The sequence below is a fragment of the Jiella flava genome (genome assembly GCF_017349315.1).
GTDB lineage: Bacteria > Pseudomonadota > Alphaproteobacteria > Rhizobiales > Rhizobiaceae > Jiella > Jiella flava.
This window is the reverse complement of sequence record NZ_JAFMPP010000001.1, coordinates 174,982-187,462: the sequence shown is the minus strand read 5'-3', so window position 1 is coordinate 187,462 and position 12,481 is coordinate 174,982. Positions and strand designations below refer to the sequence as shown.

The window sequence follows — 12,481 nt, the reverse complement described above, 5'->3', positions numbered from 1 at the left end:
CAGACCGTCACCCCGCCTTGCCTTCGTGCCCCGGGAGCCGGCGCGCATAAAGGATATGACCATCGCGGCTGACATTCTCAAAACCGAGATGGCTGTAAAAGCTCCGTGCTCGTTCGTTCAGGGGGTGCAGGCCGACGTGGACGCCCGGCACGTGGGCCGACGACAAGGCGTCAAGCGTCTTGTTGACCATCTTGCGCCCCCATCCAGAAGACTGCCTGATCGGCAGAATGTTGATGTGAAGATGCGCCGGATAATCGGTGAGCAGCCATTGTGGGCTTCGTCGCGGCGCGGCGATCCGCTCAAGCGCCTGCGCATCATTCGGCCGTCGGGGTGGCAGGTCGGCCACCGCGCGACGCACCTGAGGCCACCAGGTTTTTTCAAGCTCGTCTTCGAACCGGGCCGTATCCGCTACCGCGAGGACGTAGCCGATCGTGCGCAGGCCGTCGGCAAGCACATAAGCGAATTCGGGCGCAAGTTTCAGATAGGGCACCGACCAGATGTAGCCGGGCAGACGCGGATCGCCAAAGAGGGCGCTCGCATCAGCGCCGGCGTCGGCTGTCTTCAGGCAGATATCGAAGAGGGCGTCCGCGTCGTCGTCGACGGCTGGGCGGATACGACAGCAGCTGGAACGGGGCATCATTTCAACGGTGACTTGTTTGCCAGCCATGGCGTGCCCGGCCTTGCGTCGATTGACGCTGCCGACGGGCGCGTCGGGCCGAAATTCAGACAATGCGCGATCATGACGACCGGACACGCGAGCTTTAGCAGCAATTCGCCGGACCGGTAAAGGCCCAGCGCAGCATGGCGGTTCGTCGGCGAAAGTGCCGGCGGGCCGAAACGAAGAAAATGGATAGACCCAATCAGAAAGGTGGAACCGATGTTCGACAGCATACTTTCGCTTGGCCTGTCGCCGAAGTCGAGGAGGGGCGGTATTCTTGCCTGTATCGCCATGCTCGGCCTTTCGACCGGGGTCCATGCTGCGTCCCTGACGGTCTGGGACGATCACGATTCTCAATCACGTGCCGCCGTGATGACGGAGCTGAACGGCAATTTCACGAAGGCGCATCCTGACGTCAAACTCGACCGGACCGTGCGGGATTTCACGGATTTGAACATGACTTTGAAGCTCGCCGTCTCGTCGGGCGATGGCCCGGACGTAACGAAGGTCAATCAGGGCGCCGGAGCCATGGGCCTGATGGTCAAGCAACATCTGCTCGAACCGATTGATGCCTTCATCAAGCAATATGGTTGGGCCGAGAGCCAGTCCGATGGTCTGCTGGAGCGCGACCGCTGGTCGGACAAGGGCGAATTTGGCGTCGGTCCGACCTATGGCATCTCTTCGCTCGGCGAGATCGTCGGCGTCTACTACAATCAAAAGGTGCTGGAAGAGGCGGGCGTCAAACTGCCGATCAAGTCATTCGCTGATTTCATGGCCGCAGCCGACAAGGTCAAGGCCGCCGGCAAGACGCCCTTCATGATCGGCACGTCCAAGGGGCATCTGGCGCTGCACATGCTGGCCGGCATTTCACAGGCGCATATCGACGCCTCGAATCGCAAGGCACTCGATGATCTCGTCTATGGCCACGGCGGAACCTTTAAGACACCGGGCAATTTGCAGGCCACAAAGATCGTCCAGAACTGGGCGCAAAACGGCTATTTCTTCGATGGCTATCAAGGGATTTCCGGTGATGATGCCGTGCAGCTTTTCGTTGCCGGCCAAGGTGCGTTCCTTATTTCGGGAACCTGGTATTTCGGCGAGATGGAGGCCAATCCCGACATTCACTTCATGGCGATTCCCGCGCCCAAGGGGGTTACTCATCCGCTCTCCGTCGGTGGCGTCGATCTGGCCTGGGCGATCACGAGCATTGCCAAAAAAGCGCATAAGACGAAGCTTGCCGCCGAGTATATCAATTACATGGTCTCCAAGGATGCGGCGGTCACCTGGGCCAAGGCGGGCTATCTGCCCGCAACTTCGGTGCCGGCCACTGCGGATATCAAGGTTCCGCCGCTTCTGAAGGAAGGCATCGCGATCTGGACGGCGCTCAACAAGAACAACGCGCTCGGCCACTATCCGGACTGGTCAAGCCCCACCATGCTGAAGACCTTCGACGACAACACGCCACTGCTGCTGGCCGGTCAGGAGACGCCGGAGCAGCTGATCGGCAAGCTTGATGCCGACTACCAAGCCTACATGAAGAGCAAGTAGAAAGAGCAAGTAAAGGGCTTCAGCGACGCGTCGCTTCCGCCGCCCCAGACGGCGGCGGAAGCGGCCGGGCCGGTTGGCAATAGGCCTCCAGCCAGCAGCGCAGGCGCGACGCCGTCTTTTAGAGCGCCCTGCGTCCTATCGGACGCAGAAAGGTCGCTCTAAGCCTTTGAATTGACTCACCGTACTTTGTCGAAAATCGATTCCGATTTTCGGGCCGATACGGTGGCGTTGCGACGGCGAAAAATGATGCGGTTTGACAAGACGGCCAACAATGACACGGCGCCTGGAAAGTGGCGCTCAAGGCTTTTTGCGGAAGCCGGCTGTCTTTGATCAAAGTGATGCCGATGTACCGTCAATTTTTATCTCCTCGCGTGTTTTGATCCGAATGCCCGTCTCCGTTTTCGCCACACGCGCACGGCCCCACCGCATGCTGTGATCCCGACGTGCATCGGCCGAAAGCCGATCAACCGGAAAACCCGTATGAAGCTCTCCCCACTCGACGCCAGACCCAGCAAGAATCTCGTTTATGTTCTGCCGGCTCTATTGATCTATTTCGCGCTGGTTATGGGGCCCATTATCGCTGCTGTTGGAATCAGTTTAACGCAGTGGAATGGCATCGCTTGGCCTGATTGGGTGGGTTTTGGAAATTATATCAAACTTTTCAGCGACGATATTTTTTACGTATCTTTAAAAAACAATGCAATTTTTCTGATTTTCTACTGCGCTATTCCGATTTCATCCGGAATCGTTCTCGCCTCGATCGTCTGGAGATTTCGACAAAAAGAACAGCTCGCGTTGCGGACGCTGCTTTTTCTGCCTTATATCATGCCGACGGCGGTCCTCGGAATCATCTGGCACTGGCTCTACAATCCGGCCTTCGGCCCGTTTAATCAGGCCTTGAAGCTCGCCGGTCTCGGCAAATACGCCTTGCCCTGGCTTGGTGACTTCACCTTTGTGCTGCCGGCGGTGGGGATGGTCGCGAGCTGGTATTTCTTCGGCTTTTGTATGGTCCTGTTCCTGTCAGGCATGCAGCGGATCGAACCGTCGCTCTTCGAGGCGGCAAAAGTGGACGGCGCCAAGGGGCCCCGCACCTTCTTCTTCATCACCTTGCCGCTGCTTTTGCCGGAAATCCGGATTGCGCTGCTCTTGACGATCATCCAGTCGATCAAGAGCTTCGATCTCATCTTCACCATGACGCGCGGCGGCCCGTCCAACGCAACGCTCGTTCCGAACCTCTACATGTACCAGCTTGGCTTTCAGCTTAACCGCTACGGATACGGCGCGGCCGTCGCCATTGTCGGTGCGGTTTTGGTCTTTATCGTCAATTATGCCGTCCACCGCCTGGTGCGGCCGGTCGGTGGGAAAGGCACGTCATGAGCGGCGGTTTGAGTCTCAGCCGGACGGTTTGGCCGACACGGATCATTATGTGGTCGTTCGCGCTGGTGACGGTCGTGCCGTTCGGGCTTTTAATCCTCACATCGCTAAAAAGCCGTCCGGACCTCATGCAGGGTGCCTTCGTGCTGCCCGAATATCCGCATTTTGAGAATTACGCGAGCGCCTGGGTCGACGGGCACTTCAGCGTCTATTTCCTGAATTCGGTGCTCATCGTTTTTCCGGTGGTGATCGTCTCGATTTTTCTTGGCACCCTCTCGGGCTTCGCCTTCGCATTTTTGAGTTTACCCTTCAAACGCTTCCTTTTTGCGCTGTTGGCATTTGGCATGATGGTGCCGGTCGAAGCCTTCATCATTCCGCTCTATTACGAGATGCGATACACGGGGCTCATCAACACCTACGCGGCGCTGATCTTGCCGCAAATCGCACTGTCGATTCCCTTCGCGACAATCTTCATGGCGAGCGCGATGGAACAATTGCCGAAGGATATTCTGGAGGCTGCGGTTCTCGACGGTGCCACGCGCGCCTATGTCCTGCGCCGGGTCATTGTGCCGTTAATGTTACCGGCGATGTCGACGCTTGGCGTTTTTTTGTTCATCTGGACTTGGAACGAGTTTTTGATCCCGCTGATTCTGGTCAACGACGACAGCTACCGCACGCTTCCGATCGGCATGCTTTTCTTCCAGGGCCGTTACACGGTCAACACGCCCGTCCTTACTGCCGGCGCGGTGATCGTCATCGCCCCTTTGGTCGTTATCTATATGGTTTTTCAAAGAAAATTCATTTCTGGCTTGACCGCGGGAGCGACGAAATAGGGGCAAATTCTCGCGCGCCTCTCGGCCCCGGCGCGGCGAATCCGTCGGCGCGTTGCCGATCAGATGCCACCAATCGATCTGTGCCGGCCTATTGTGTCCTGCAATTTTTCGCGCGCGAGCAGTTTGTTCAGGAGAAATTTAACCTGATTTTCTAACGTTGCGGAATGATCGTGACGCTCGCCCAACTTGCTGCCGACCATTCCCTCGGTGTCGTCGCCACCGCTCTGGCAATCTGCCTCGTTGCGGGGTGGCTCTCGGCGACACTATTGCAGCTTGCCGTTCTGGCCACCGGGCGCCCGCGGCGAAGCCTGCTGGCCGGCGCCGTGGTCGTCGCCGGAATCGGGGTCTGGACCACCCATTTCGTGGCCATGCTCGGTTATCGACCGGATCTGATGCTGAGCTTTGGGGGATGGACCACGGCTGTCTCGGCGCTGGTCGGGATCATGCTGGCTGGGCTGCCCTTTGCGCTGTCGGCAGTTTTGGCCAACCGGGTCGCGCGTGTCGTTATGGGCGCACTGTCCGGCCTCGGTATTGCAGGGATGCATTTCACCGGTATGGCGGGGCTTTTGATCGGTGTCCCGGTCTCCTCGCCGGAATCGGTCATGCTGGCCTGTCTGGTCGGCGCTGGCACGCTCGCCCTCGTGGGCGCGCTGCCGGTCGGCAAGGGCCCGATCTGGCTCATCACCGGCCTTGCTTTTACGATCGCCGTTGCCGGCACGCATTTCGTCGCCATCGCCGGAACAGAGTTCGTCGGGCTCCGCAGCCGCCTGGTGCTGCCGCAGGAAAACACGATGTTGTCGATCTTCACCGCGGCGGGCACGACAGTGCTGTTTTTGGGCGCGTTCTTCGGCGTTGTCACCTCGCGGCGCTTTCAGGCGCAGGCACGCAGCCACGCGGAAATCCTTGCCGCCGCCCTCGATAACATGTCGAACGGCCTCGTCTATTTCGGCGAGGACGGTTCGCTGCAGCTGTTCAACCGGCGGTATCTCGAAATCACAGGGCTGCAGCCCGGCATTCTCAGCCAAGGCATGTCCCATAGCGAGGTGATCGCGGCGATCGGCGACGCGCAGGGCTGGTCGCAGGACCGGCGGAAACTGGCAATCGAGCGCGCCCGACTATGGACGTCGGCAGCAGACAGCGAGAGCATCGAATATGTGATGGACGACGGGCGGATCATGGAGGTCGAATTGCGGCGGGTCGACGGGGGTGGCTACGTCTTGACCTTCGACGACGTCTCGGCTCAGCGCGAGGCCCAACGCCGCATCGCCGAGCTTGCCTATGGGGATCCGCTGACCGGTCTGCCGAATCGCCGGGCCCTGTTGCAACGGCTCGAAGACGATTTCAAGCCCAACAACCATTTCAAGCTGTTGCTGCTCGATCTCGATCGCTTCAAGATCATCAACGATACCTACGGCCACGGCGTTGGCGATCAATTGTTGATCGAGGTCGCGGGGCGGCTGTCGCAGATCGCCGGCGAGGCCGGCTTTGTTGCTCGGCTCGGCGGCGACGAGATGGCGGTTCTGGTCTATGGCGATCTCGAAGCCGCGACGGCCATCGCCGAGGAGATCCTCGATCAGATCAGCCAGCCATTCCAGATCGGCGGCAATGAGATTTCCGTCGGCTGCAGCATCGGCCTGTGTTCGACCCGTGAGGCCAAAGACGCTGCCGAACTCATGCGGTTCTGCGATATCGCGCTTTACGAATCGAAGCGCCGGGGCGGCGATCGCCTCAGCCGCTACTGTCTTGGCATGGTCGAGAAAATCGCCGCGCGCGCCCAGCTTGAGGTTGATCTGCGCGTGGCGATTGCCCGTGGCGAGTTCCATTTGGTCTATCAGCCGGTCCATTCGCTGAAGCACGATGACCGGCTCATCGGTTATGAGGCGTTGTTGCGCTGGCAGCATCCGGTGCTCGGCCCGATTTCTCCAGCGCAGTTCATACCGTTGGCCGAGGAGACCGGGCAGATCGTCGAGATCGGCGCCTGGGTGTTGGAGGAAGCCTGCCGGCAGGCGGCGAAATTGCCGGCCGAGCTTTATATGGCGGTCAATATTTCGGCGGTGCAGTTCCATTCGCCCCGGCTCTTGTCGCATCTGACCCGCGCTTTGGCCGAGAGCAACGTGGCGCCCCATCGTCTCGAAGTCGAACTGACCGAAACCGCGATTGCGGAGGATGGCAAGCACATCGCGATGGTCCTCAACGCCATGCGGGCGCTGGGCGTGTCGATCGCCATGGACGACTTCGGCACCGGTTATTCCTCACTCGCCCATCTGCGAGACATGCCGCTTGACCGGATCAAGATCGATCGATCCTTCGTGGCGACTGCCGAAACCGACAAGCCGTCGATGGCGATCCTGCGAGGGCTGATGATGATCGCCCGGGAGCTGAACATCTCGATCCTGGCGGAGGGCATCGAGAGCGCCTCGCAGCTGGAATTGCTCCGCCGGATCGGTTGCGACGCGGGGCAGGGCTATTTCCTCGGCCGGCCGGGTCCTATTGCGGCGGCGGATAAAGAGACTTGCCTTGCCGCAACGGCGTGATGCGGCTTGAGACGCTGCCCCGGCTTTGGCCGAGCGGCCTGTGACCGGGCCGCGCCGCCCGGCCTTTGCGCGCCTCAGCGGGATTGATCGGCCGCGGCGGTGCTGATCGTCGTTTCTGCGACGGGAGCCGTTTGGGCGGCCGGGGCCTCGTCCGCGGCTTTCGACATCCGCGTCGCGATCGTGCTGACGATCAAGAGCTGGAAGAAATGAAACAGCATGATCGGCAGGATGATCAGGCCGAGATCCGGGCGTCCGGCGAAGATCACCGGGGCGAGGGGGACGCCCGTCGCCAGCGATTTCTTCGAGCCGCAGAATTTCACTGCGATCGCCTCGCCGCGGTCCATTTTGAGCACGGCGGCGATCGCGATCGTCAGCGTGTAGACGACGGCGAAGAGCGCGATGGTGCCGGCCGCGATCTCGGCGACGATCGAGGGGTCGTTGCGCACCCAGACCCCATCATGGACCGAATTGGAGAAGGCGCCATAGACGATGGCGAGAATGATCGCCCGGTCGGCGCGCTTGATGAAGCCGGAATGGGCCTTGGCCCAGCCCGCGAGCCAATGGCGGGCGACCTGGCCGACGATGATCGGCAGCAACACCAGGAGCACGACTTTGAGGATCGTCGGCAGCAGCGGCACCGGCGCGCCGCTGGTCTGCATGTACCAGGCCATCAGAGCCGGGGTGATGAAGACGCCGAGCAGGGCCGACAAGGTGGCGTTGAAGATCGCCACCGGAACGTCGCCCTTGGCGAGCGAAACCATGGCGACGGACGAGGAGACCGTCGAGGGCAGCGCGGCGACGTAGAAGAAGCCGATCATCGCGGGTTTGGGCAGCAGATGGGGAAAGGCCCATTCGGCCGCCAGCACCACCGCCGGAAACAGCCCGAAGGTGGCGATCACCACCGCGATATGCGCCTTCCAGCGGGTCAGGCCGGCGCGCATGCGTTCTGGCGCGAGTGTCAGGCCGTAGAGGAAAAAGACGCCGCAGATGCCGTAGGTCGTCACATAGTCCCAATGCAGCAGGCCACCGGTCCGTCCGCCCTCGGGCCAAAGAATCGCGAGGCCGACCATGGCCGCGAGGCCGACCACGAACATATCGATTTTTGGCAGGCGCATATTGGTTCTCAGCTTCTTGTTTTGTCGTCAGTGCGCAGGAGCGATGGAGGGGTCAGAACGCCAAGGCTGCGCCGTCCGCGCGCGGATCGCTCGCCCCTTCGAGCACACCGGAGGGATGGCGTATGACGGCGCCGGCATGGCCGGCCATGTCGGAAAAGGCGGGGATGGTTTCAAGCGCGTGGCCGGCGGCGCGCAGTGCGTCGATGAGGGACGGCGGGAAACGATTCTCCAGCTTGAGGGTCGTCGTTTGATCGCCCCAGGTTTTGCCGAGCAGCCAGCGCGGCGCCGTCACCGCCTGCTGCAGGCCCAAGCCGAACAGGGCATAGCGCGAAAAGAACGCCGCCTGGGTCTGCGGCTGGCCTTCGCCGCCCATCGTGCCATAGGCCATGACGCGGCCATCGTTCATCCGGGCGAGCGCCGGGTTGAGTGTGTGGAAGGGACGACGGCCCGGGCCGACTTGGTTCGGACCCGGGGCGAGCGAGAAGCCGGCGCCGCGGTTTTGGAACGACACGCCCGTCTGCGGGCAGATGACGCCCGAGCCGAACTCCCAGAAGACGCTTTGAATGAAGCTGACGACCGTGCCTTGCGCGTCGGCGGCGCCCATCCAGACCGTGTCACCCGGTTTGGCGACGACCGGCCAGGACATCGCCTTGTTCCGGTCGATTCGGCCGGCGAGCGCGTCGAGCCGCTCCGGGGTAAGCCAGGTGTTTGCCGGTTCGTCCATGACGTCCGGATCGCCGAGGCCGGCATTGCGCAAAAGGAAAGCCTGCTTGGTCGCCTCGACCAGCCCGTGGACGTGATCAAAGCCTTCGCCTTCGGCCACCTTCAGACGGTCGAATAGGGCGAGGATCATCAGCGAGGCGACGCCTTGCGTCGGCGGCGGCAGATTGAACACCTGTCCCGCCGAGAGCGAAACGCTGAGTGGCTCCACCATCTCGGCGGCAAAGCGCTGGAAATCCGAGCGTTGCAACGGCGAGCCGAGCGCTTCGAGATAGGCGGCGTGGGCGTCGGCGATCGGGCCGCGATAGAAGCTGTCGAGCCCGTCGCTGACGAGGGCTTGCAGCGTGCGCGCGAGCGCCGGCTGGCGCAGGACGTCGCCCTCGCGCGGTGGCGCGCCGTCGATGAGGAAGGTCTCGGCGAAGCCGGGGACGTCTTTCAACCCGTCGAGTTTCGCCGTGGTGCAGGCGGCCTGGTTGCCGGTCACCACCATCCCACGTTCGGCAAGCGCGATGGCCGAAGCGAGCAGCTCCGACAGTGGCAGCCGCCGATCCGGTGCGACCTGTTCAAGCGCCAGCTGCCAGCTGGAGATGGTGCCGGGTACGGTCAAGGCCGCATGCGGCCCCCGCGTCGGGATCGCCGCGGTGTGGCCATGGTTGGCAAACCATTCGGGCGTCGCCCGCTCGGCGGCGCGGCCGCAGCCGGAGATGGCGATCGGCGGCTCGCCGGGACGCGCGATCAGCCAGAAGCCGTCGCCGCCGATCCCGTTCATGTGCGGATAAACCACGGCGATCGCCGCCGCGGCGGCGACCATCGCCTCGATTGCCGTCCCGCCTTTGGCGAGAATCGCCTGTCCGGCAAGAGCTGCGGCCGTGTGCGGCGCGCTGAAGCAACCGTTCAGCCCCTTGGCGCTCTGCAGCATGCGTTTCTCCCTGTGCCACCGATCTTTCACAATCGTCGACAGCCATAGCGCTCCTTGGCCCGGACTGCCATAAGGCAACGGCATGATCGCGATGCCAGCGTCGCGGGCCGGGCGACGGTCATTATCGACGAGTAGGATGGCCGCGTGGCTGATCGGCAGAAACGGCAATTCGCGCAGCGCGCCACCAAGGCGAACACATGCTCTTCACGTGAGCTTGTTCAAAGCTGCCGCGGTGACTGAGGTTTTTTCACGCTTTAGCCATATTAACCCGGATAAGACGACGACTACGGTGGATTGTTCTCAGACAAATCGGCGAAGTGGCGCGGGGATACACGCTTCGATTGACCGATTGCTGGTGGAAAGCCGCGCACGCGCCGTTGCGCGAGACTGAGACCTGAAGGGGGAATTGCATGACGAGAGCGGCCGATCGCGACACTCTGGCGTCGACGCGCAGACAGTTTCTGCTGGGTGCTGCGGCGGTCGGCCTCGGTATGGCGCCGGGCAGCGCGTTCGCGCAGAACGCCTTGTCGGAGATCCTCAATGCCCCAAGCCGGGGCAACTGGGACGATCAGTTCGACACCCGCGGCATCAGCGCTCGGCAGGTCTCTTCGGCGACGCCGATCTTCTCGAACGCAACGCTGATGTCGACCCAAGCGGCGGTCAACGCCTATCAGGGCATCGTCTCATCGGGCGGCTGGCCGCAAGTGCCCGAGGTCGGCACGCTGCGGATCGGCGTTGATTCTCAGGCCGTCCCGGCTTTGCGCCAGCGCCTGACCATCGCTGGCGATCTGGCGCAAGGCCTCGGCATGTCGACGGCCTTCGACACCTATGTCGAAGCGGCGGTGAAGCGGTTCCAGGCGCGCCACGGTCTGCCGGTGGACGGCGTCGTGTCGAAATACACGTATAAGGCCATCAACGTTCCTGCGGATCTGCGGCTGAACCAGCTGATGATCAATGTCGGCCGGCTGCAGCAGATGGTGTCGAAGGATCTCGGCCAGCGCTTCGTAATGGTCAACATTCCGGCGGCGGCGATCGAGGCGGTCGAGAACGGCCAGGTGGTGCAGCGGCATACGGCGATCGTCGGCAAGATCGATCGCCAGACACCAATTCTGGAATCGAAGATCATCAATCTCAACCTCAATCCCTATTGGCATGCTCCGGCTTCGATCGTGCGCAAGGACATCATTCCCTTGATGCAGAAGGATCCGACCTATTTGGAGAAGGCCAACATCCACATCTTCGATCACCAGGGGAACGAGATTCCGCCTCAGTCGATCAACTGGAACAGCGACGACGCGGTGAAATATCTGTTCCGGCAGGATCCGGGCAAAGACAACGCGATGGCGTCGGTGAAGATCAACTTCCCGAACCCGCATTCGGTCTACATGCACGACACCCCGGAGCAGAGCCTCTTCTCGAATCTGATGCGCTTCGATTCCTCGGGCTGCGTGCGCGTGCAGAATGTCCGCGATCTGGTCGTCTGGCTGGCCCGCGACACGCCGGGCTGGGACCGTCAGAAGATCGAGCAGGTGATCGCTTCGCGCCAGCGCGAGGACGTCGACCTGGTCAATCCGGTGCCGGTCTATTTCACCTACATCACCGCCTGGGCGACCGATCCGAATGTCGTGCAGTTCCGCGACGACATCTATCATCGCGACGGTTCGGATCAGTTGGCGATGAGCGATCTGAAGACGACGGCCTATACCGGCAATCAGAAGAATCCTTACGTTCAGGGCGACGAAGACATCTATCGCTGAGACACGCGCGGCCGGTCGAAACCGGCTCTGACGATCAGGCGCCCGTGGCAAAGTTTCACGGGCGTTTTTTTCGTGGTATTGAAAGGGATCAGCGCTCGAAGGCGGGCAGGGCGTCGAAGGCGCTGCGCAGGGCGTTCGACCAGCCTTCGGAGATCGTCGTGTAGTACTCGTCCTTCTGATCGAAGCGACGGCGATAGCCTTTGGCAAGGCTGTCGGTCTCGTAGAACTGCATATCGATCGGCAGGCCGACCGACAGGTTCGACTTCAGGGTCGAATCGAAGGAGACGATCAGCAGCTTGGCGCAGTCCTCCAGCGACATCTGCGGGTCGTAGGTGCGCACGATGATCGGCCGGCCGTATTTGTGCTCGCCAATCTGGAAGAACGGATTGTCGGCGCCGGCTTCGATGAAGTTGCCTTCCGGATAGATCATGAACAGGCGCGGGCGGCCGCCCTTGATTTGGCCGCCGAAGATGAAGGTCGCCGAGAACACCGATTCGGCGATTTGACCGCCTTGGGCGTTGCCGGAAATCACTTCTTTGACCGTCTCGCCGATCAGCTTGGCGGTCTGGAACATCGAGGGTTGGCTCAAGATGCTCGGCTGGCGTTCGGAGGGCGCGACCATGCGCTCGTCGAGCAGTGACACCGTGGCTTGCGTCGTCGCCAGATTGCCGGCCGACAACAGGCACAGAAAACGCTCCCCGGGCACGTCCCAGGTCTTCATCTTGCGAACGGTCGACACGTTGTCGATCCCGGCATTCGTCCGGGTGTCGGACATGAACACCAAGCCGCTGTCGACCATGAGCCCGACGCAGTATGTCATTGCAGTCGACCGTCCTCAAAGCATCGGCAGAACCGCCTGCCACGAATGGGAGGTTTTTATTCTGCCAAGTTTCGACGGAAGACAACTAACCGATTGCGCTTGCGTTCACCTTTTTTCGTCGCGATGTTGCAGCCATGCGCGGGTCGGGCTGTCGAGCCGATGGCGGGTGCCATGTCCGGTGCGGTGGCCGATCGCAGCGCGTC

The 12,481-nt window shown here is 61.6% G+C and carries 10 protein-coding genes; 5 read left to right on the top strand and 5 right to left on the bottom strand.

From position 1 onward, the window contains the following. Positions 1 to 7 precede the first annotated feature (7 nt). Both J1C48_RS00855 and J1C48_RS00850 read right to left on the bottom strand, forming a co-directional pair. Positions 8 to 667: a GNAT family N-acetyltransferase gene (locus J1C48_RS00855; protein WP_231081507.1), complete on the bottom strand. Its 660-nt coding sequence runs from the start codon at positions 665 to 667 to the stop codon at positions 8 to 10. Continuing rightward, positions 637 to 891 (bottom strand): hypothetical protein, encoded by a 255-nt coding sequence (locus tag J1C48_RS00850; RefSeq protein ID WP_207255750.1) that lies wholly within the window; start codon positions 889 to 891, stop codon positions 637 to 639. Before J1C48_RS00850 ends, J1C48_RS00855 begins: the two co-directional genes overlap by 31 nt. Here J1C48_RS00850 and J1C48_RS00845 point away from each other — a divergent pair. The 4 genes from J1C48_RS00845 to J1C48_RS00830 all read left to right on the top strand — a co-directional run bounded on the left by J1C48_RS00845 (position 878) and on the right by J1C48_RS00830 (position 6,947). Further along, a complete protein-coding gene (locus J1C48_RS00845) occupies positions 878 to 2,206 on the top strand; it encodes an extracellular solute-binding protein (RefSeq protein ID WP_207255749.1) in 1,329 nt (442 codons plus the stop codon). The genes J1C48_RS00850 and J1C48_RS00845 overlap by 14 nt on opposite strands. A 480-nt stretch (positions 2,207 to 2,686) precedes the next feature. Next, positions 2,687 to 3,583 (top strand): carbohydrate ABC transporter permease, encoded by an 897-nt coding sequence (locus tag J1C48_RS00840; protein WP_207255748.1) that lies wholly within the window; start codon positions 2,687 to 2,689, stop codon positions 3,581 to 3,583. Then, complete coding sequence (locus tag J1C48_RS00835; RefSeq protein ID WP_207255747.1) at positions 3,580 to 4,413, top strand: carbohydrate ABC transporter permease; 834 nt, start codon at positions 3,580 to 3,582, stop codon at positions 4,411 to 4,413. The genes J1C48_RS00840 and J1C48_RS00835 overlap by 4 nt, the downstream gene beginning before the upstream one ends. A 164-nt stretch (positions 4,414 to 4,577) precedes the next feature. Beyond that, entirely contained in the window at positions 4,578 to 6,947 is a 2,370-nt protein-coding gene (locus tag J1C48_RS00830; protein WP_207255746.1) for an EAL domain-containing protein, read from the top strand. A 74-nt stretch (positions 6,948 to 7,021) separates the two neighbouring features. Here J1C48_RS00830 and J1C48_RS00825 read toward each other — a convergent pair whose 3' ends face one another. Continuing rightward, positions 7,022 to 8,062, bottom strand: coding sequence for a bile acid:sodium symporter family protein (locus J1C48_RS00825; RefSeq protein WP_207255745.1), 1,041 nt, complete (start codon positions 8,060 to 8,062; stop codon positions 7,022 to 7,024). A 52-nt stretch (positions 8,063 to 8,114) separates the two neighbouring features. Continuing rightward, on the bottom strand, positions 8,115 to 9,701 hold the full coding sequence (locus J1C48_RS00820) for a gamma-glutamyltransferase family protein (RefSeq protein ID WP_207255744.1): 1,587 nt from the start codon (positions 9,699 to 9,701) through the stop codon (positions 8,115 to 8,117). A 410-nt stretch (positions 9,702 to 10,111) separates the two neighbouring features. Here J1C48_RS00820 and J1C48_RS00815 point away from each other — a divergent pair, with 410 nt between their 5' ends. After that, a complete protein-coding gene (locus J1C48_RS00815; protein ID WP_207255743.1) occupies positions 10,112 to 11,458 on the top strand; it encodes a L,D-transpeptidase family protein in 1,347 nt (448 codons plus the stop codon). A gap of 88 nt (positions 11,459 to 11,546) precedes the next feature. Here J1C48_RS00815 and J1C48_RS00810 read toward each other — a convergent pair whose 3' ends face one another. Beyond that, the gene (locus J1C48_RS00810; protein WP_207255742.1) at positions 11,547 to 12,278 is read right to left on the bottom strand and encodes a proteasome-type protease; all 732 of its coding nucleotides are present in this window, start codon (positions 12,276 to 12,278) and stop codon (positions 11,547 to 11,549) included. Positions 12,279 to 12,481 lie beyond the last annotated feature (203 nt).